This window comes from Chengkuizengella sediminis (assembly GCF_010078385.1).
GTDB classification, from domain to species: domain Bacteria; phylum Bacillota; class Bacilli; order Paenibacillales; family KCTC-33759; genus Chengkuizengella; species Chengkuizengella sediminis.
In genome coordinates, this window is sequence record NZ_SIJC01000004.1 from 321033 (window position 1) to 346143 (window position 25111).

Below are 25111 nucleotides of genomic sequence, written 5' to 3' on the forward strand. Positions count from 1 at the left end.
TTTACCACTCCTGTTCAATTTAGCTTTCATAAAATGCTGAAATTGCCTCAAGATCTTCAATAGAAAGATCCTCTCCCCCTACGTCTGAAGGGGTAATTTCTTTAGATTCCTTTGTTATGCAATGTTGTATAATTTCAGATAAACTTTGTTTGAATAAATTTCCAAAACGCTCAATGGTTGTTTCCTTAAATTCATTTGCATTATAGGTAATCTCCATCTTAAGCATTTCCTCTTCTACTAAACCATTGATGTCAAGAGGGACTTCCCTATTAGCATTCGGACTTACCATTTGACCACAGGATAATTCAGAACCTTCAAATAATTCTGTATTTAAATCGGTATCAAACTGACCCAAGTAGTTAAAATTGATTTCTGGGGAAGAAACAAAAGTGATGTCTTTTTTATCATGATCAGATGTTAAATATTTTAAAATTCCATATCCAATACCCTTATTTGGAATTTGTCTTAAATGTTCTTTTAAATATTTAATTTGGTAGGATAAATCTTCTGACTTATCCATATTTAGAACTACAGGATAAGTAGAAGTAAACCATCCAACCGTTCTGCTGATGTCCATTTCTTTTATGATCTCTTCTCTTCCGTGTCCTTCCAAATGAATACAGACTTGATTTTCCCCTGTCCATTTTTTGACTGCTATCCCTAGTGCACATAACAAAATATCATTCATTTCTGTGTTGTATGTTGCGTGAACTCGAGTTAAAAGCTCACTTGTTTCTTCCTTAGATAGTTGGAATTGGTAAGTTTGATTATACTTTGCACTAATTTCAAGACCTTCTTTATCTTTTGGAATAGGGCAAAACGAATGTTCCTCGACTTCTTTCCAATAAGATAACTCTTGTAACATCTCTTTACTATCTGCATATTTCATTAGTGAACTTGTCCAATTTAAATAGGAATCAGTTTTACTAGGTAATTGAATAGGATGATCTTGACTCAATTGCTTGTATGCAGTCAAAAGATCTTCAAACAAAATTCTCCACGAAACTCCGTCAATGATCAGGTGGTGGATGGCAATGAATAAGTGATCACCGTCTCTAGCCTTTAATAACCCAAGTTTTACAAGCGGACCTTGTTCTAGATCTAGACTACTTTGAATTTGATAAATAGCGTCCATAATTTCTTCATTCGTCTGTTCACAAATATCTACAACTGATAAGTCAAACATTCCCCCCCTTATTTCACGGTTAAATTGTACGTTCTCCCCTTTATCATCATGATGGTAAACCATTCTTAATGCATCGTGATGTTCTATCATTTTAGTAAATACCTGCTCAAGAATATGAATGTCAAATCTATCTCTCTTAAATAACATCACCGCTTGATTCCAATGATTCATATCTTTAAATTGCCGCTCAAAAAACCATTGTTGAATAGGACTTAATACAACTTCCCCTTTTACAGCACTTTGATCTATTTCTTTCCTTTCTTTTCGAACGCATTTGGCAAGTCTATGGATCTCCGGATATTGAAATAAGTCTCTAGTTTTTAATGAATATCCCTTACTATTAAATTTAGAGATCATTTGAATGGCTTTAATAGAATCTCCACCAAGTTCAAAGAAGTTGTGATCAGTTCCTATCATCTGCACACCTAAAACCTCTTTCCAAACAGAGACCAGATCTTCTTCGATATCATTCACAGGTAATATGGTTTCTTGATCTGTTATATTTGTTTTATCTGGTGATGGCAACAATTTCCGATCAATCTTCCCGCTAACAAGTAAAGGCAATTGTTCTAATAACATAAAATAGGCAGGAAGCATGTAATCAGGAAGTTTATCACTAAGATCTATTTTCAATTCTTTTAATTGAAAATTAGGTTTTACTACGATGTATGCACACAAATATTTCTCATCATCTTCTTCTTTTGTAATAACTACTGCTTCTTTAACAGCACGATGCTCTAAAATGGCAGACTCAATTTCCTCTAGTTCTATTCGGAACCCTCGAATTTTTACCTGATAGTCCTTCCTTCCAATAAATTCAATATTTCCGTCAGATCTCCATCTAGCCATATCTCCTGTTTTATATAAACGTTCGTTAGATTTGTTTGAAAACTTATTGATCATAAATGATTGATTTGTGCCCTCAGCATGATTTACATAACCTCTGCCTACTCCAATACCAGCTACACAAAGTTCTCCAACTACTCCTATAGGACATAAATTCATTTCCTCATCTACGATGTAAATATCCATGTTTGCTATTGGTTTTCCAATAGAGATATTTGGATTCTCTTCTTCTGGTAACTCATCAATGATAAATTGACTGACATCATCCGAAGCTTCTGCAGGACCATAAGCATTTACCAACTTTATCTGTGGAAATTGTGCAAACCAACGTTTGACTAAATGAGGTTTTACCGACTCCCCTGTCACCATAAGAGTTGATAATGAAGGTAATTTCACTTTTTCATCCTCAAAATGATCTAGTAAAACGGATAGATAAGTTGGAACTACTTCTAGCAATGTCACGCCATCTTTAACTAGATGCTCTGAAAACTTATCAACCTCTAAAATAAGTTCATTTGCATATATTGCTGTTGTTCCGCCGAGAGCTAAAGCACCAAAAAATTGCCAAACGGATATGTCAAAACATGGACTAGCATTTTGAGCAAAAACTAAACTTGAATCTAGGCTTAATTCATCAGCTTCTGCCAATATGTGATTCAACATACCAACATGTTCAATCATGACACCTTTTGGTTTTCCCGTTGAGCCAGATGTGAATAAAATATAAGCTAGATCATTAATGTTCATTTCTAGATTTAAATTATCCTGCTCTTCTTGATTGATGTCCTCTTCCATCTGATCAAGACATAAAATCTTAATTTTATCATTCGTTTCAAGCTCATATTCCAAATATTGAGAGTTTGTGATGACAACTTTAGCCTTGGAATCATCAAGGATGTTTAATCTTCTTTCAGTGCCGTATGATACATCGATTGGCACATAAGCTGCCTGTGCTTTCCAGATCCCTAATACGCTCTCTACAAATTTAGGTGATCGCTCCAGCATAACGGAAACAATATCCTCGGGTCCAATCCCCCTTTTTCTCAAGTATCTCGCCATTTGATTTGCTTTTTTATTTAATTGTTCATAGGATATTCTATGATCTTTATAAATTAAGGCTGTTTTATGAGATGAAACACGTGCATGCTCTTCAAACCGTTCACTGACTGTTTTACTAAAATCATAATCTCTCTTTTTACCATTAAATTGTTCCTTAATCTGTATCTGCTCTTTATCAGAAAGCAAACTAATTTCGGAAAGGAGAATATTTGGGTTTCGCACCAATTCTTTTAAAATAACTAAATAATGATTAGACAATCGTTCTGCAGTTTCCGTTTTATACAAGTCCGTACAATACTGTAGTTCAAATCTTATATTAGATAGTTCAGTATATACATCTAACATAAGATCAAATTTTGCAGTATTCTCTTCCACTGGATACGGGGCTAAGAGCAGTCCATCCATGTTCATTTCTTGTTCTTCTGCTTCAAAAAAACTAAACATCGTATCAAATAAAGGGTTTCTGCTCGTATCTCTTTTTATGTTTAATTGATCAATTAATTTTTCAAAAGGATAATCTTGATTTTCAATCGCATTCAAATTACGTTCTGAAACGTGTTGTATAAATTCCAAGAAGGTCTTCTTCCCGTCTAGTAAATTCCGTAATGCTACAGTATTCACAAACAATCCGTTCATTTGCTGTAAATCAGGATGATTTCTCCCAGCAACTGGAGAACCAACTACAATATCATTTTGTCCGGTATATTTCATTAAGAGTACATTATAAGCAGCAAGCAAAACTGTGAAAACGGTAGTATTCGCTTGATTTGCAAGAAGATTAATATCTTCAGTTAAATCATTTCCAGTCACAAAACGAATAGTTCTTCCTTCAAAGCTCTGTACCGAAGGCCTTCTATAATCTAATAGCAAATTCATAATAGGAATATCATCATTAAACATTTGAAGCCAATATTTCTCCTGTTCTTTCATCTCTTCTGTTTCTAATTGTTCATTTTGCCACGCCGCAAAATCTTTATATTGATTAAGTAATGGTGGTAAATCCTTTCCTTCATACAACCCAATCAATTCATCGAGAACGAGTTTTCCCGAAATGCCATCCGAAATAATATGATGCATATCAAACAATAAATGATGCTCCTGCTTATCCACTTTGATTACTTTAACCCGTATCAGAGAAGCAATTTCTAAATCGAAAGGTTTAATAAATGATACGATCATATCTTTACGTTCATTGAATTGTGTTCCTGTTAAATCTAAAAATTCTAAGTTAACTTCAACATGCGGATGGATTTCTTGTTTAATTTGACCATTTACATTGATAAAACTCGTTCTAAATATTTCATGTCGTTGTATTAAAACATGAAGCTGCTGTTCAAAGTGATTTACATTAAAATCTCCTTTAACTTGAAAAACAGATGGCATATTATAAGCAATACTGTTTTCACCTTCCAACTCATTTAGCACATACATCCTTTTTTGTGCAGCACTCACATCGTAGTACTGTTTCTTCTCCAATGGCTGAATTGGTGATATGCTACTTTTCGCTAACTTACTAATATGATTTGAAAGTTTAGCAATAGTATTAAAACTAAACACATCTCTAACCTTAATTTCAACATTCATTTCACGATAGACTTTGGATACTAATAAAGTGGCTTTTAATGAATGTCCACCTAACTCAAAAAAGTTTTGATGAATACTAATGCGTTCCACTTCTAATACTTGCCCCCATATGTTTTTCAAAGTTTCTTCGGTTAGATTCCTTGGAGCAACAAAAGACGTTTGAAGTTGCTGTGATGGGGCTGGCAGTTTCTTTCTATCTAATTTTCCGTTAGAATTAATAGGCATTTCATCTAATTGAATAAAATGATTGGGTACCATATATTCAGGAACGATTTGACTCAAATAACTTTTCAACGTCGATGTGTTCATATTTATTTTTGAGGTGAAATAAGCACACAAATAAAGGTGTGCGTCATCATCTCTAGCAATCACGACCACTTCTTGAATACTTTCATGGGTTATAAGATGTTTTTCAATTTCCCCAAGCTCAATTCGATGACCTCTTATTTTCACTTGATGATCATTTCTTCCCAAATATTCGATATTACCATCAGGAAGCCATCTAGCTAAATCTCCTGTTTTATACATTTTCTCACCAGGTTGAAATGGATGGTCTATAAATTTCTCTGCGGTAAGTTCCGGTCTATTCAGGTATCCCCTCGCTAACCCTGCACCTGATATATGAAGCTCACCCGTTAAACCAATTGACATAAGTTGCAGGTTTCTATCAAGTATGTGTAGTTGTATATTGTTTATTGGTTTGCCTATAGGTACAACATTCATATTTTCAATTGAAACACAATCATAATAGGATACATCAATGGAAGCTTCAGTAGGTCCATATAAATTGTGTAGATTTGTACCATTTTTATTGTGGAGTAACTTAAGGAATGAATCTACTTGTGTAGTTTTTAACGCTTCTCCACTTGCAAATACTTGCCTCAAACTTTTTAAACGAATAGTTTCGTTCTCCATATTTTCTAAATAATCCAAGAACACACTAAGCATGGAAGGTACAAAGTGCATAGTTGATATTTGATTCTTCTCAATAACATCAACCATCATCCCTGGTTCTTTTTCTCCTCCTGGCTCCAAGAAACATACACTCGCCCCTTGTATACACCACCAAAATAACTCCCATACCGAAACATCAAACACAAATGGAGTTTTTTGTAAAATAACATCTCCTTCTCCTATCGGATACTTTTTTTGCATCCAATGAAGTCGATTGATAAGCGCACGATACTCTATTAAAACCCCTTTTGGATTCCCTGTAGAACCAGATGTATAAATCATATAAGCAAGATCATTTGATGAGTTAATATTAGATAAGCTGGAATCTTCAAATTTATACAAATCGCTATCTTCTAAATTGATGACTTGAAGCTTTTCTGTGTGAACGATCTCACTTAACATTGTTATATATTTCTCTTGAGTCAGGATGACTACAGCCTTGCTATCTTCAAGCATAAATTTTATTCTTTCAATTGGAAAATCAGGACTGATCGGCATATACGCGCCGCCTGCTTTCATAATTCCCATGATTCCTACCATCATTTCTAAAGAGCGATCTAACATAATGGCTACGATAGTATCATTTTTTATGCCCTTATTTCTTAATACTTTGCCCAAGCTATTCGCCTTTTTGTTGAATTCACGATATGTCCATTTTTCCTCTTTAAAGAGGACTGCAAGTTGATCAGGATTTGACATGACTTGTTCCTCAAAGAGCTGATGTACTGTTTTTTGATTTGGAAATATTACATCTGTATCATTAAAGTCAACTAAGATTTGATTTTTTTCTTCTTGTGATAAAATCTCTATGTTGTTGATCAGAACACTATCGTTTTTGATCACCTGTTTTATAATCTGTTTTAAATGTATTTCTACTTTTTTAAAAAATAAATCATCATATAATAGCCCGTTATAAGTAAAACAGACTTCTAATTGCTCACTTGGAAACACAATAATTTCCAAGTCATAGTTTGTGTGTTCTGACATTTCGCTATCCAGTACGGTAATTTGATCGTTATGGTCAACGTCATTTATGATGACTTCTTCCATTGGATAATTCTCAAACACAACAATGTGCTGAATTAAGTCATTATTTAATTTAGACGAAGATTGTATATCAGCTAGAGACAAATAACCATATGTATTCGCCTTTCGTAAAGATTGATTCAACTCAGATAAGAGAGATTTAAAAGTAATATGTTGATCAGTTTTGATTCGAATAGGTACGGTATTTATAAATAATCCCACCATACTTTCAATCCCCCTGACTTCAGGGGGTCTGCCTGATATAACTGAACCAAACACGACATCATCGGTATTATTATACTTTTGTAGAAGCACCCCCCATATCGCTTGAAATACAGTACTAAGTGTCGTCTGATTTACAACCGCTAACTTCTCTAGTTCATTTGTCCATTCTTCATCTAACTTAAAAGAATATTTTTTATGTTCATATCTAACATCGTTATTCATTACTTTACTAGCAGGTATCGTTGCTCGTTGTTCGTATCCTTCTAAAACTTTTTCCCAATACTTAAGTCCTTCCAGGTCCTGTTTCTCTAGCCAGGTAAAATAATCGCTATAGGGATATACTTCTGGAAGTGGATTGGATGAACAATTTTTTAGTGAAAAGTAAATTTGAAATAGGTCTTTTGCAAGAATGCTTAGACACCATCCATCCATAATAATATGATGAAAATTCCAAATTAACTTCACCTTATCCTCATCCGTTTTAAATAATGCCATTCTAATTAAAATATCTTTCTCAAGGTTAAAACCTTTCTTTTTTTCACTTAATTTATATTGTTCTATTTGTTGGTTTTGATCTTTCTCTATTAAATTTGAGAAATCCTTGTAATAAAGCGAAGTCTCTCTTTTATCCAAAACTACTTGTAAAGGTTGATCAACTTCTTTATATAGAAATACCGTCCTCAACACATCATATCTTTCAAGCAGCTTGTTAAAGCTTCTTTCAAGCAACTCTGGATCAATAGTTCCATTTAAAGTTAATACTGCTTGTTCAAAGTATGCGCTTGAGTTTTGATCAAACAAGGAGTGAAAAAACATACCTTCCTGCATTGGAGTGAGTCTATAAATATTTCGAATGCCAGAATCTATCAAAACAACCACCTCAAATCTATTAATTTTAAATTCTAAAACTTACTTTTTAAATAAACTTGAAACCTTTTCTAATTGCTCTTGAGAAAGTTTGTTATAGTGATAATCTGTCGGTGTATGCTCCTTAAATTCTTTTTCACAACAATGGTTTATCATATTTTCTAGATTTTTTTTGTACAATTCTATGAACTGATTTACTGTATTTTTTTTATATAATTTGGTGTTATAGTGGAACTCCAATACAAGCTGATGGTTTAAAATCATTCCATTAATCTCAAATGCGTAATCTTTTTTAATTTTTGACCCGATTTCCCTACCTGTTGAAACATCTGAAAATGCAATTAAATCTGTGCCCATATCTCCGTCTATTTGACCAAGATAATTAAACAATATTTCAGGTTGAAGATTAAATTTTAAAGGTAAATCGATCTCTCTTTCTTTAGCAGACAAATATTTCAAAATTCCATAACCAAACCCTTTATTAGGTACCCTTCTTAAATTATCTTTTGTTTGTTTAATCACATCTGAAATCCCGCTATCATTTTTCATTTCTAATATAAAAGGAAATATAGAAGTAAACCAACCTACAGTTCTTGAAATATTAATATCATCCATGACTTCTTCCCTACCATGTCCTTCTACATGAATTAAGGTTTGATAATGACCAGCCCATTCACGTATAGCTAGACATAATGATGATAAGAGAATGTCATTTATTTCAGTGTTATACACATGATGTACATCTTGTAATAATTTTTGACTATTCACTTTATCTAATGTCAATTTGTCTATTTTTTGATGTTTTGCAACCATGGTAGAAATGGAATAATCTCTTGGAAAAACTTGAACATTTGCTTGTTCTTGTTTACTCCAATATGATGCTTCCTTTAAAAATTCTTTATTTGTTGAATATGCCTTTAGACTTTTAGACCATAATTTAAATGAGTCCGTTTTAGCTGGAATATTAAAATCTTCTTTATTCAATAATCCATTATAGATCGTTGAAAAATCCTCCAATATAATTCTCCATGACACACCATCCACAACCAAATGATGAATAATAATCAATAAATGATCTCCTTTTTGGGTTTTAAATAAGGCTAATTTTAAAAGTGGTCCTTTTTGAATATCGAATGACGATTGCAGAAGATTAACATTAAGCTCTATTTGATCTACATCATCTTCTTGCATTAAATCAAATACTTTTAAATCAATCGATGAATGACCTACTGCATTGTTTACCTGAGATATCTCATTACTTTTACGAGAAAATGTCATTCTTAATGCATCATGATGTTCTACAATTTTTTCAAAAGACTTTTTCACTAACGTTTCATTAAATGCATTACTATAAAGCATGAGTGATTGATTATAATGCTGCACAGCGTCCCAATCTTGTTCAAACAAGTTTTTTTGAATAGGTGTTAAATTTACTTCTCCTATAACCATGGACTGATCCGTTTTTTTCGAAGTGAATGTAATATATTTATGAAGATCCTTGATTAATGGATATTCAAACAGATCACCGACATCTAACTTCAAACCGTAATCCCCCATCAATCTTGAAGAAATTTGCAGGGCTTTAATGGAATCTCCACCTAATTCGAAAAAGTTATGTTCGATACCTACATTTTTAATTACTAGTGTTTTCTCCCAAACATGAATCATTTTTTCTTGAATTTCATTTTCTGGTTCTACATAAGTGCTTTTCGTATCAATAATAGGATCTGGCAATTTCTTTCTATCTACTTTACCGCTAGGATTCAAAGGAAGCTCTTCCATCTGAACAAAATAAGAAGGAATCATGTATTCAGGAATAAACTTACTTAAATTGTCTTTAATCATTTTTACATCTAAATCTTTATCAACGATATAATATGCACATAAATATGGTGTTTTGTTTTGATCAACTTTTACTACAACAACAGCTTGTTTTATATTCTCGTTTTCAGTTAGATGTTTCTCAACCTCACCCAATTCAATCCGATGACCTCTTATTTTTACTTGATCATCATTTCTTCCTAAATATTCAATATTTCCATCAGGAAGCCATCTCGCTAAATCTCCTGTTTTATACATTTTATCGCCTGGTTTAAAAGGGTTGTTTATAAACTTTTCTGCTGTTAGTTCAGGTCTATTCAAATATCCTCTAGCTAAACCTACACCTGATATATGCAATTCGCCCGGTAATCCTACTGACGTTATTTGGTTGTTTTCATCTAAAATATATAATTGTGTATTATCAATTGGTTTGCCTATAGGCACAATATTCAATTTTTCCTGTGACGAACAATCGAAATAAGACACATCTACCGTAGCTTCTGTTGGTCCATACAAATTGTGTAACTTGACACCAAAATCACGGTTCAAACATTTATTAAATAATTGAGTTTGATTTGCATTCAATGCTTCACCGCTTGCAAACACCTGCTTTAAGCTAGATAAACGACTTAAATTATGTTCAATATTATCCAAATAATCTAAAAATGCAGTAAGCATAGATGGAACAAAATGCATCGTTGTAATTTTATATTTTTCTATGGCATTAATGATTACTTTCGGTTCCTTCTCTCCACCAGGTTTTAACATACATACACTTGCACCGTACATTGACCACCAAAAGAGCTCCCATACTGAAACATCAAAGAAAACCGGTGTTTTTTGTAAAATTGTATCTCCGTCACCTATCGGATATTGTTTTTGCATCCAATGAATTCTATTAATCACGGATCTGTGCTCGATCATGACCCCTTTTGGTTTACCTGTAGATCCAGATGTATAAATGATGTATGCTAAATCATTTGCAGTATTGATATGTGGTAAATTAGTACGATCCTGCGTATACAACGATTTATCTTCAACATTTATCAACTCTAGTTTCTCGATCTTAATCTCATTTTTAAGTTTATTCATATATTTTTCTTGACATATAATCGTTTGTACACCGCTATTTTCAAGCATATATTTGATTCTCTCTTTAGGCAGTTCAGGACTTATTGGCAAATATGCTCCACCTGATTTCAATATGGCCATAATACCGATCATCATTTCCAGAGAGCGATCCAGCATAATCGCAACGATACTATCGTTTTTAATCCCTTTATTTCTTAACGTCCTACCTAAACTATTTGATTTTTGGTTCAAATCACTGTATGTCAGCTTCCCTCTTTCGTAAATGACAGCAATTTTATCTGGATTTTGTTCCACTTGCTCTTCAAAACATTGATGTAGTGTTTTATCGGATGGAAACTCGGCTTCAGTTTGGTTAAAGTCTATTAAAATTTGGTTTTTCTCATCATTCTCAAGCATCTCTATATCTTTTAATCTGATATTTTTATTTACTGTAATGTGATGTAAAATATTTGAAAAATGTACAGCCATTCTTTCTATCGTTTGTTTAGTAAATAATTTAGTAGAAAATTCAAGACCAAATAGTATACCGTTCTCCACTTCCTTGGCTTCGAGTAATAAATCAAATTTCGTAGTATTTTGTTTTAAATCATAAGGTTGAATCATTAACCCTTCCATTTTCATTTCATCGGATTCACTATTTTCCATGCTGAACATGACATCAAATAACGGATTTCTGCTTAAATCCCTTTTTAACTGAAGCTGTTCAACTAACTCCTCAAATGTAAACTGCTGATGATCAAAAGCATGAACACTATTTTCTCTAACCTCATTTAAAAATGCTGAAAACTCTTTATTTGAAACAGGTTTATTTCTGAGTGCCAATGTATTCACAAACATACCGATTAAATTTTGAACATCTGCGTGATTTCTACCTACAACTGGAGAACCGACTACTACATCTTCTTGTCCAGAATATTTTGATAATAAAACGTAATAAGCAGATAACAACACCATAAATAGGGTAGAACCAGTCTCATTCGCAACTTGTTTTAATTTTTCTAGAGATTCTTCACCAAGCTCAAACTTGAATTTATCTCCTTCGAAGCTCTGCTTCTGTGGTCGATGGAAATCAGTTGGTAAAGAAAGAACTGGAATTTCATCTTTAAACTGATTTAACCAATACTTTTTCTGGTTTTCATATACACCTTTTCTCGTCAAATCATGCTGCCACTCGGCAAAGTGTTTATATTGTACGTTAAGCTGCGGTAATGATTTGCCATTGTACAATTGATTAAACTCTTGAATCAAAATATGAATGGAAGTACCATCCGAAATGATATGATGCATATCAATAAACAATAGGTGTTTGTTATTGGAAATCTTGATTAGATTTACTTTTAGTAATGGTGCATTGCTTAAATCAAACGCTACGACCATCTCATTTAAAGATTGGTCTACTTCACTTTGCAAATCGTAAATTTCAATTTTAAAATCTACGTTCTCATGAATCAATTGAACAGGTTCACCATCAACAAGTGGAAATGAAGTTCTAAGTGTTTCATGCCGGCTAATTAGTTGATGGAAAGTTTCCTCTAATCGTTGTCTGTTTATATGACCATCTAACTGAAGTGCGCCTGTCAAATGATACGCAGTACTAGATTTATGTATCTGTTGAAGTAAAAACAATCTCTTTTGAGCTGGTGATAAAGGATACATTTCTTTTTGATTATCAACAGGTATAGATGTATACTCATTTTTCTCTGATTCAGATATAAATTTAGCTAATTCACTAATCGTAGGGTGTTTAAACATCACACGAACTGGAATATTGATATTAAATTCCTTATTTATCTTGGTAATGAGAATCGTTGCTTTTAAGGAATGCCCCCCTAGTTTAAAAAAGTGATCATGAACCCCAATTTGGTTAAGTGATAATTCTACCATCCATAATTGACAAAGTTTTTCTTCTATACCGTTTCGAGGTCGGACATAATCAACCGTTTTGATATCTGAATGTTCAGGTTCAGGTAGTGATTTTTTATCGATTTTTCCATTTGGTGTTAAAGGCATATGATCAAGATGAGTCAAATACGAAGGGATCATATATTCAGGCAGTTCATTTATAAGACTGTTTCTTAACTCATCTAATAAAAGTTCCTCTTTTGAAACATAAAAAGCAGCAAGGTACTTATCCCCATTTTTATCTTCATTCGCTAACACAACTGCTTCTTGTATCTGATCATTTTTCATCATTACTTTTTCTATTTCTTCCAACTCAATACGATATCCACGGATTTTAACTTGATGGTCCATTCTACCTAAATATTGTATAACGCCGTTTTCATTCCATTTTGCTAAGTCACCTGTTCGATACATTTTCTGCCCTTTTATAAATGGGTTAGGTACAAATTTTTCGTTACTTAATTGTTCTCGATTTAAATAACCCTCACTAAGTCCATCACCAGAAATACATAACTCTCCTGGTATTCCAATCGGTTGAATCTGTTGTTTTTCATTTAAAATATACACCTGTGTATTAGCTACTGGTTTCCCAATATCTACTATTTCTTTATGAGTAAGATCACTTACACAAGACCATACTGTTGTTTCTGTAGGTCCGTACATGTTATATATTTTCAAATTTGAAAATTGCTTTAAACTTTCAAACAAATTAGTTGGTAATGCCTCTCCTCCAAGTAAGACCTCTGCCACATGATTTAGAAAGCCTAGATTCAAGTCTTCTGCCATCATCATTTTTAATCGAGAAGGGGTGATTTGAATCATGTCCACATCATTTCTTGTAATCACTTCCTTCAATGCTTTGGCATCTATTTGCTGGTTTTCGTCAGCGATGACTATGCTCATCCCTTTCATGAGGGGCAGTAAAGTTTCAAGTACAAAAATATCAAAAGAAATCGTTGTGAGTGCTAAAATAGACTTACTTTCACCGAATGGGATTTGCCTACACATCGCTTCGATAAAATTATGAACCGCTTTATGAGAAATCATAACCCCTTTCGGATTTCCTGTTGATCCAGAAGTATAAATGGTATACGCGAGATCTTCTGAATGGTTTACATTGATCAAATTGCTAGTATTTCCCTTGTACAAGCTCTCATTAACAATTAATATTTCTGTCCCATTACTACTAATTTTGTTTACAAAATCAGAGTGTACTAGCAGAATATCTGCTTGAGCATCATTTATCGTATATTCGATTCTTTTCAGAGGATAGTTAGGATCAATAGGTAAATAAGCTCCCCCTGCTTTTAAAACACCTAATATTGCTATGATCATATCCATAGAACGATTTAACATAATCCCTATTAAACTTCCTGGTTTCACTTCTTTTTCACGCAGTAGATGTGCGAGCTGGTTTGCTTTTTCATTTAATTCCTTGTATGAGATTTGTTCGTTTCCAAATACTAAAGCTGTGGTATGTGGTGTTTTTTTCACTTGTTGTTCAAAATAAGTATGCAGCATTTTATTCGTATCATAAGATAGTATCGTATCATTGAAATCAACTAGTAATTGCTCTTTTTCCTCAGGAGGTATGATCTGGATTTCTGATAACGTTAACTCTAGGTTATTTGTAATTTGATGTAATAAATGATTAAAGTGAGAAATAAATCTATCAATCGTACTCTTTTTAAATAATGCAGTACTATAATCGATATGAAATACCAAATGTGTATTTCGATCCTCGGCACTCAATGTCAGATCGTATGGAGAAACTCCCGGGTTTAATTCGGTAGGTGAGAACTTTAGTTTCCCTGATACCACTTCAGTGATATCCATATTTTGTAAAATGAATAACGTGTCAAAGATTGGATTTCTACTTGTATCCCGATCTACATTCAGCTTGTCCACTAGATCTTCAAATGGATAATCCTGATTTTCAAACGCTTGCAATGAATACATCTTTACTTCCTGTAAAAATTGTTTATATGTTTTATCAACTGAAGGTCTGTTTCGGATGGCAACTGTATTAATAAATACTCCTATCATTTGTTCAATATCAGCATGATTCCTTCCTGATATAGGAGTACCTACGATTATATCTTCCTGACCCGTATATTTATGAAGTAAAATGTTGTAGGCTGATAGTAAGACCATAAACATCGTCGTTTTCGTTTCATTTGCAAATCGTTTTAATTGTTTAGTTAATAACTCATCCACTGTAAATGTTATTCTTTCTCCCTCTGTTTTTAAACTCTGAGGTCTTGGGTTATCAAGTGGCATATTTAAGACAGGGATTTCATCACTAAACTGGCTTAACCAGTATTCTTCCATAGGTTTTATCTTTTCTTCATTAAGATTTTGTTCTTGCCATATGACAAAATCTTTATATTGAACGCTTAAATCTGGTAAGAATTCACCTTGAACTAAACGAATCAATTCATCTATAAATATGGCCATGGAAAACCCATCTGATATGATGTGGTGCATATCCAAACATAAAACGTGTTTCTTTTCGTCCAATTTTAAGAGCTTAGCTCTAAATAGTGGTGCTTTTGTTAGATCAAATGGTTTCACAAAATTTTGGATAACTGTATCTATTTTTTTATCCTCTACTTCTGTAATGTCAAGTTTGAAATCAATTGGATTAACGATTCTTTGTACAATTTCCCCATCTATAATTTCAAAAACTGTTCTGAAACCCTCATGTCTGTTTACGAGTGTATTCAGTGCATAATTTAAAACATGAACATCTAAATCTCCTTCAATCATGAGTTTACCTGGTATATTATGAATCATGCTCTCTTCTTCCAATTGTTCGAGGATATATATTCTCTTTTGAGCAGGAGAAACGGGGTAAACATCGTTTTTCTTTTTGACGACTGAAATAGGTCTGAAATCATCTTTTTCCCCACCGCTAATCAACTTAGCAAGCTCTTTCACTGTGGAATGTTTAAACATTTGTCCAATCTGGATTTGTATATCAAATTGCTCATATACTTTTGAAAGCATGATGGTAGCTTTCAAAGAATTCCCTCCGATAGAGAAAAAATCATCGTGTAATCCAATTTGGTTTAGATCTAAAATGTCACACCATATTCGAAGTAACTGCTCTTCTGTTTCATTTGTTGTTTCTTCATTTATCATATCTTCCTCAATATTTGGAAGAAGTTGGATATCCACTTTACCATCTGATTTCAATGGAATATGATCCATTCCAAATACAACATTAGGAACCATATAATCTGGGAGTAATTCCATCATCATTTTTCTAATCAGCCTAGTATCTACCCATTTGTCCTTCCCGACAATGTATGCAATCAAACCTTGTTCTTCTTGTGATATCATTTGTTTATCTACAATGACACAATCGGAAACTGGAAAAAGATTTATTACAAATTGCTCCAGTTGACTTAGATTCATACTATAACCACGTACTTTAATTTGATTCTCAACTTCCCCAATAATTTCAATATTTTCATTAGGTGCATTCATAGCAAGCAGACCAGAATGATTTGTCTCATTGCCAGTTTTAATATAAAGTTCACCCATCGTTCCAATAGGAGACGGTTGCATATAACGATCCAATATCATGTACTTATATGGATCAGTTGGCAGAGATATATTTGTTCTATTTATTATTTTTTCATTTATTTTTTGAGCATTTTGATTCCAAGAATGCAGTAAATCCACCTGATTTTCTGAACTGATTAAACCAATTTGAGCAATCTCAGCTGTATTGTCTTGCGTGATCGTTTGCAGCATATAAATAAATCCTTCTGCCCAAATATTCATAACTTCAGGTTGTATCAAATCTATGCTGTAATCAAAATCAAGCCATAATTCATTTTGAATATCTGTCACGTTAAGAAACAAATCATAGTAAGAATACTTAGCAGGATAAGGTAATATCTCTGTATCTAACCCAGAAAAGTTTAGTTTTTTTATCGGTCTATCCATGTTAAATAAGATATGGATGTCAGGAATATTTTTAACTTTTTCTGCTAATTGAGCTAACGAGTAATTTTGATAGACTTCTATTTCTTTTAACACCGCTTTTATCTTACTTAAATAACTAGAAAAAGAAAGTTGATCTTCAACTCGACTATAAATAGGAAGCAAATTAACACAATTTCCAATTAGGGTGTGTTCACCCATATGCGCTTGACCTGCTGTAGGGATGCCAACAACGATATCATTTTCACCAGTTATTCTATGTATAAATAACTTAAATGCCGTTAATAAAGTTACAAACAAACTATTTTTCGATTCAATACTTAAAGCTCTTAATTTTTTTGTCAATTGTTGATCTAATATAATCGAATAACGATCACACTGATAAGTTTTATTTTGTAAGTGACCACTTAGGGAAGGAAGATGTACAACTGATATAGGTTTGATAAACTTCTCAGACCAATAATTTTCTGCTTGTTCCATTCCTCCCTGCTGTTGTAACCCATTCTGCCAATTTAGAAACGATTCAAATTGTACGGGAATAGGTAAAGTCCCTTGAGAATCTTGACAAATGGAAGAATAGCTTTTCTCCAATTCATTTACAAATACTCCAATAGACCAACCGTCTACTGTGATATGATGGAATGTTAATAACAACATATGATTTGTATCTGATTGTTTTAGTAGACTGATTCTAAACAAAGGTAAGTTTGATTTTAAATCAAATGCTTTTTCAGCATCTTGTTTCAACCATTCATTTATTCTTTCTTGTTGCTCTTCTCTAGCAATGTTTGTGAAATCTTCAATTTTAATGTCTATATTTAAATCAGGTTTTACAATTTGAACACTACCATTTGACTCTATCACTGTCCTTAATGATTCATGTCTTTCCATTAAAAGAGAGACCGCTTCTTTTAGTGCTCTTAAATTTAAAGAACCATTTAACTTTAATAAAACAGATTCATTTGCCGCAGCAGACTCTGAATTTCCAGCCATGGAAGCTATCCATAATTGCTTTTGTTCATTTGTTAAATTTAACGTTTTTTCATTATTAGTCTTTAAATCATTGTTTTTACCACCATTTGGTGGTTCTGGCTCTCCTGGTAAAAATCCACCTCTTCTAAGATCATTCACTGTTTCCTTAACCAATTGAATCATCTTGTCCATATCTTCCATAGTATGAGCAGTGGATAAAAAGCAGTTTCTACCTTCCCAAATATATATCCCCTTATGGATAAGGTGGTAGAAAAATAATTCAATGTCTCCAAAGGAAACAAATCTAAATAAACTACCATAATTAACCATATGGATGGGAACACCTGTCGATTTAAAATAAGTATTTAGTTCATTTACAAAATAGTCTGTTCTGTCATTAACATCCCTATATAAGTTTTTACCGTTTAATTTTAAATAGTTTAATACTTTTAACATCACCCTCATCGTTATTGGATGAGTACAGAATGTTCCACCAACAAAAGTTTTTTGATCAGCAAGAAGTGGATAGGATGAATCACCAAAACGCCAAGTCCCTCCATCTACAGGATCCATAAAAGCTCCTTTACCTGCTACTATACCGATCGGCATACCTCCACCAATTACTTTTCCATAAATCACAAGATCAGCTTGAATATTAAAATAAGCTTGTGCTCCGCCAATTCCAATTCGAAAACCTGTTATTACTTCATCAAAAATAAGTGCAGTTCCAGACTTCTCTGTCATTTCTCTTATCTGTTGTAAAAATTTTTTCGGTTGTAGGTCAGGTCTTCTACTTTGTACAGGTTCTACTAATACAGCCGCCAATTCATGAGCATGTTTTTGAATCATTTCAAGTGCTTCTGGACTGTTATAGTTCAACATGATCACATCATCTACATAACTTGACGAAATACCAGGTGCCATTGGAATGGCTGATGCTTCATTAGTATCAGGATTTGCAACTCCTAATACGCCATCAAATGTGCCATGATAGGAGCCAGAAAAAATAATCACTTTTGATCTTCCTGTTTTTGCTCTTGCTAAACGTAATGCAAACATGACAGCCTCTGAACCCGTATTATAAAAAGCCACACGTTCAACACCAGTCAACTCACTAATTAATGACGCTGCTTCACCCACCATATCTGACATGGGACCTAGCGGGGGTAGCGTAGGTTGCACACTTTGCTCAAGTTCATGTTGAATAAAATCAGGATTATGACCAAACAGATTTACACCAAACCCCATCGTGAGATCAATGTACTCATTTCTATCTACATCCCACATTTTTGCCCCGGCAGATCGCTCAGCCACAATTGGATACACGATTTCCTTCCAGGCTAAGCGAAATCCCGACACATTTCGATTGTTTGCATGTATATCTCTTGTTTCTTGTGCAACCTTTTTAGAATTATTAGTTCTCTTGTTAAAATCAGTAATAAATTGTTCTAAATATTTTTTTTGTTGAGGAGTAAAACTATCATTTTCTTCTATCACTATCGGTTGATACGGAATAAAAGGTTTTGCTTTTGTTTCATTTTTACTAACCTCGTTAGACGATTTCATCATGGTATCCGCTTTATTTACCTTTGGAAAATGATTCGTTGTTGTTCTTTTGCCGTTGCCCAATACTTGAAGTTGTTGCATCATTAGATTAGAAAAATTTTGTTGCTGCTCATTCATTAATTCGATTTGTTTTGAAATGATATGCTCTGCAGTATTCATTTGTGTGTCTATCTCATTACTAGAGATCTGTTCTGCTCTTTCTGTTTTTATTTCATTTTTATCTGGAGAACGCTCTACCATCATCGTTGCAGCTACATCCTGAGACGAAATCATTTCAGTGATAAAGTTACTTAAATGATATAAATTGGTAATAGAATCAAAGAACTTTTCCATCTCTATGTCAATGTTAAACATCTCATGAATATCTTTTCTAATTTGAACCAACATAATAGAGTCAAGTCCCATTTCTAGGAAATGAGCATTTTCATTAATCTCATCTGGCTCTAATCCAGATACTCTGCTCACTATATCTTTGAGGGATGAAGATATAGCTTGATTAACTTGATGAGTTGATTCATTTATAAAACCATTCGTTGTTGCAACTTGCTCTTTTGTCACTAAACTAGAAGTATTTTTCCGATTTAATTGCACCCAACACCGTTTTCTTTGGAAAGGATATAAAGGTAAAGGGATTTTCCTTATTTTTTGATAAACGGAATAAAACTTATCCCATCTAATTTCTGCCCCTTGTACGTATAAATCACATATTTGATATAGTAGAGTTTCGTCTTTGATTCCATGAATACTAATTCCTTCAATGATCTCATTTGATTTGTTTGAAATCATTTGAAGCTCTCTTTCAGTGATTTCTCCCTTTTCTTTTTGCTGATTAGAATCAACAATAATTTTATATTCACCTTGAAATATGCCTTTCATGTTGATCTGATTTTTTTCTATTGTTTCTAATTTAAGTTTTAACTCTTCTTTACTAGATGCCACAATCGCAATTCGATGATCCAAATGAGCCCTTCCTGTGGAGGATGTATAACAGACAGATTGGAATTCTACTTTATTGTCATTTATTAAAATATTTTTATATCGTGTTATTAATTCATTCAATGACCATTTACTCTTAGCTGATAATGTAAAAACATGTGGTAGATTTGAATCAGTAGTAGTCTCTTTTTCTGAATGTATATATTGTTCAAGTACGACGTGAGCGTTTGTACCACTAAAACCAAAGGAGCTAACCCCACCTCTTAAAGGCTGTTCAGTTTTATCAAAATCAGTTAATTCTGTATCTATATAAAAGGGAGTTTTTTCAAAATGTATGTTTTTATTCGGTTTATGAAAATGCACTAACGGCGGATTTTGTTTTTTGTTTAACATTAGTACTGATTTAATAAGGCTGGCAATACCAGCCGCTTCAAACAAATGACCTATATTCGTTTTAGCTGAACCAATTGCACAAAATTGTTTATGATCTGTATAATCTTCAAATGCTTTACGCAACCCTTCAATTTCAACAGGATCTCCTAGTTTTGTCCCTGTTCCATGAGCTTCTATAAAGGTTAAAGAAGTAGGATCAATTCCTGCATCTTGCCATGCTTCTTTAATCACTTCTGTTTGTGATACTGGATTGGGAGCTGTAATACCAATGGTTGCACCATCCTGATTCACTGCACTTCCTTTGATCACTCCATATATATGATCCCCATCTTCAATCGCTCTATTTAACGGTTTGAGTAGAACAGAACCCACACCTTCTCCTACACCTGTACCATCAGAATTGATATCAAATGTTCTTGTTCGTCCATCTGAGGATTCCATATCCAAACCTAGTTCAGTTGGAAGTAAGATCGTTCTTATTCCACCTGCTACAGCCATCTCACATTCGCCATTTTTTAAAGCTTTACTTGCCATATGGACGGCTACAAGTGATGAAGAACATGCTGTATCTATCGTTATCGCAGGACCTTTTAAATTCAAAAAATAAGCTATTCTACTTGCCAAAACAGAAGGCAAATTCCCCACGATATAGTTTTGCAATGCTTCTGGATTATTTTTCGAAATAAGGCGTTCATAATCATAACCTACTTTTGAATATCCAACATAAACCCCAACGTTTTCTCCTCTTATTCGATCTCCTGCATATCCTGCATCTTCAATTGTGTGCCAACAGGATTCTAAGAAAAGTCTTTGATTAGGATCCATATAACTAGCTTCTTTTGGATTTAATTTAAAAAATGAGTAATCAAACTTATCAATTTCTTCGAGATAACCGCCTTCAACAAATTCATCTTCACTTTTATTCCAATCCAATAAAGACAAGTAGTCTAGTGCATCTTGTTTTCTATCCTGTTGATACTTCCCAATACTATGTTTTCCATCAACTAAATTATTCCAGTACTCATGTGCTGATGCTGCACCAGGAAAATGCATAGACAACCCTATAATTGCGATATCATCTTGTTGACGCTCCTCAACAACTTCCTTCTTATTCGTATGTTTAGTAGAATCACTTTGCGCTTTCTTATTTTTAATATCACTCTGTTTTTCATATAAATACTTTGACAATTCAGAGATGGTAGGGTAAGCAAATAAATCAGTAACGTTTAAGTTTATCTTAAATTCTTCTTCTATTTTTTCTGTAATTTGAGCAATTTGCATGGAAGTAACTCCAATGTCAAAATAGCTTACATTCACACTAATTTGTTTACCTTTTAATATTTCACTACAAATCTCATGTAATTTCTTTTCGATCTCATTTACTAAAATTACAGGTTCATTTATTGTTTCATTCAAGAGTTCTTTTAGCTGTGATGATACTTCTACAAATTCACCATCTTCATATTGTTTGCTTAATTTGTATCTTTGAACTTTTCCACTTGTTGTTTTTGGCATTTGACGAATAGGTATGACTTCCGCTACTTCCCATCCCCCTCTTACTAATAAATGCTTCTTTAGTTCTGTGGCAAGAGGAAGGAATTTATCTACCTTTTTTTTAGAAACTACGAAAACTACAATTTGCTCTTGATCTTTATTCAAATCGCGTACTCCACAAACTGCTACTCTACCAAGCTCAACGTCATCAATTTCTATTGCAACTCTTTCAATATCATGAGGATACACATTTTGACCATTCACAAAAATAATATCTTTAGCTCTTCCAGTGATAACAAGTTCACCTTGATGATAGAAACCTAAATCCCCAGTATTTACCCATCCATCTGTAGTGATAATGTTGGAGGTTGCTGCTTCATTATTATAATAACCTTGTGTCACATTTTCTCCTTTTATCTGAATATGACCAATCACATCTTCCTCTAATAGATTGTTATGATCGTCACAAATTCTAAGCTCACAGTAATCAATAGGTTTTCCAACTTTCACAAAGGATAATGCTTTTTGATCGTGTGAACTAATTTCCACTATTTTTTGACCAACATTTAATTGATTTCGATCCAAATACAATGTTTCAAATTCTTTCGAAATTTTTGGAATAGATACACCCACAGATGCTTCAGCTAACCCATATACGGTTGTCATCGCCGTCCTTTTTAAATGGTATGGTGCTAATGTGTCTAAAAAAGAATTACAAACTTCTGTAGAAATCGGTTCAGCTCCGTTATAAAACATCTTAATATTTGACAAATCCCAACCTTTAGCTTTGTCAGCTTTAAAAAATTTTAAAAAGTATTGGTAGCCAAAATTAGGAGATGAAAGAATCGTAGTTTTATGTTCATTGGCTTTTTTCATCCATAATATAGGTTGTCTTATAAACAAAGGGGTAGGAATCACATATTGATTGATACCGGCAATCAGAGGTGTTAGATGACAGCAAATAAGTCCCATATCATGTGTAAGAGGCATCCAAGATAAATACGAATCATTGTGATTTACTTCTGTTCTGTTATTTAATGCACAAATATTGTATACTAAATTTTCATGTGTTAATGTAACGCCTTTGGGATCACCGGTAGAGCCAGAGGAGAATTGAATAAAAGCAGTGTCAGACGGTTTAGAATCAATCACCTTTCCTTTTGATTTACTAAATTTTTCATCTATAATCGTCACTCTTTCATTAATATTTTTAAAAAATTCCAATTGAATATTTTTATCTGTAAACTTTTTTAAGGTTGCTAAAATTTTCTCTGAAGTAATCATGTGAGGGTTATGTAGAGTATTCCATATTTTAAATACCTTTAATTTATGTTCATTGTTATTCCCTATACTTACAGGCACAGGAATCATTCCGCCCAAAATGCATGCCCAAAATGCGATCATAAATTGCTTATTATCTTCTATCTGGAAAATAATTTCCTGTTTTGGTTTTATGCCCTGTTTCTGCAAACGATCTAAAAAATAAAGAGATTCATGATACAACTCCTGATAGGTTAATCTACTTTCTAGATGACTGCCTTCAATAAACGTAATCCCTTTATCATCCAATTTACTTCTCTCTACCAACACTTCTTTTAACGTTTTAAATTGTTTTGTTAACATCATCTTCCTCCTAAAAATTAGTGTATCATGCTTAGAATTCTCTGCTGTTCATGATCCTTTACTTTCTTAGTTTGAAGAATAGACTTAATTGTATCCACTGCTGCTTTCATTTGTGATTCATTTAAGTCTACATCTGTATCTTTTAGTAACTGTTTTAATTGTTCATAGGGTATAACTACCCCTTTGGTGAATTCATCATGATCCAAATTTCTGTTTTTATGCATCATTGCAGAGCTGAGGCAATTTTCTAAGAGATTTAAATTCGTTTTTAGATTTGTAGTATGATAATGTTCTATAAATTTTTCTACGTTAAACAGATCATCTTTATGATCTATTGAATAAGTTTGGATGTTCTTTATACTTTTTTTACATAGACTGCTTAGCGTATTTTTCGGACCCAATTCAATCGTATGACTTACTCCCTGTTGATGGAAATACATCATTGTATCATTCCACCTTACGGTTTTAATCATTTGCATTTTCAACAATTCTATAACGTCTTCATTATGTTCATACGGCAATGCTGTTACATTTGATATAATAGGCCATTTTTCTTTGTTAAAATGATAGTTTTTTAATTCTAATACTAATTCTTCAGCTGCTTTTTTCATCATAGGACTATGAAATGGACCGCTTACATTTAAAGGAGATGTTGTGGAAGATGTTTCTTGAAGTATAGTCATCACTTTATCTATTGAAAATTTATGACCTGATATTACATGTTGTTCATTTGAGTTATTACATGCAATAACAACTGGGTAATGATCTGTTGATACATTTTCACATAATTTTTTTAGTTGGTTATAACTCAATTTCATAACCGCTGCCATTGACCCTGTTCCAGAGGAAACTGAATTCTGCATCAAAATCCCCCTCTGTCTAACCATCTTTACTGCATCTGAAAATGAAATTGAACCAGCGCAAGTTAGAGCACTATATTCCCCTAAGCTATGCCCTGCTAACAGCATAGGCTCTAATCCTACTTCCTGCATAAAGATTTCAAAGGCAATAATACTTACAGTTAAAATGGCTGGTTGCGCATTCATCGTTTGTGTCAATTCTTTGATATTACCTTCAAAACACATTTTTCTTAAATTTATTCCAAGTGCTTCATTGGCTTCTTCAAAACGCTGTTTTGCAAGAGGGAACTGATGATAAAATTCCTTTCCCATACCAATATATTGGGAGCCTTGACCAGGAAACAAAAAAGCTAATTTACCCATATTATTTAACCTCGATTCTATAAAATAATTAATTTATACTAAGCTTCGAAATTATGAGTAAAATAACTTAACAAATTGATGTAAATGTTGTAAGATATAAAAAGGACAGATGTATCCAAAAAAAGGTACTAGTCTGACGCCCATGTAAATTCCGTGAGTCCTGCCAAAGATGCACTGGAATTTATATGGGTTTATTTTTTTATCTAAATCAACTATCATCCATTTGTGTTATTTTCTACCATGCTAATTACTATTTATATACTATAAAACTTCAAAAATCAACAATAATTTTATTATTTAACAATTATTTAACATTTTTTTTAATAAATAATATTTAATAAACTACCATATTTTGAAGTTCAAATCATGATATTCAGTTAATGATAGT

3 protein-coding genes are annotated in these 25111 nt (G+C 33.0%); all 3 read right to left on the reverse strand.

Features of this window, described 5'->3' with window-relative positions; translation table 11 throughout:
* Positions 1-19: 19 nt before the first annotated feature.
* From EPK97_RS10680 to fabD, 3 genes are read right to left on the reverse strand one after another with little or no spacing between them, the layout of a single operon-like run.
* On the reverse strand, positions 20-7750 hold the full coding sequence (locus EPK97_RS10680) for a non-ribosomal peptide synthetase (protein ID WP_162036604.1): 7731 nt from the start codon (positions 7748-7750) through the stop codon (positions 20-22).
* 39 nt (positions 7751-7789) lie between these two features.
* Positions 7790-23500 carry a non-ribosomal peptide synthetase gene (locus tag EPK97_RS10685; protein ID WP_162036605.1) on the reverse strand — a complete coding sequence of 5237 codons (15711 nt, stop codon included), beginning with the start codon at positions 23498-23500 and terminating at the stop codon, positions 7790-7792.
* Between the two features lie 17 nt (positions 23501-23517).
* The gene (gene fabD / locus EPK97_RS10690; protein WP_162036606.1) at positions 23518-24723 is read right to left on the reverse strand and encodes an ACP S-malonyltransferase; all 1206 of its coding nucleotides are present in this window, start codon (positions 24721-24723) and stop codon (positions 23518-23520) included.
* Between the last annotated feature and the right edge of the window lie 388 nt (positions 24724-25111).

What these genes read in the sequence shown, in the direction of transcription:
- EPK97_RS10685 (WP_162036605.1), bottom strand. Translation starts at nt 23,500, where the DNA reads ATGTTAACAAAACAATTTAAAACGTTAAAAGAAGTGTTGGTAGAGAGA.
- fabD (WP_162036606.1), bottom strand. Translation starts at nt 24,723, where the DNA reads ATGGGTAAATTAGCTTTTTTGTTTCCTGGTCAAGGCTCCCAATATATT.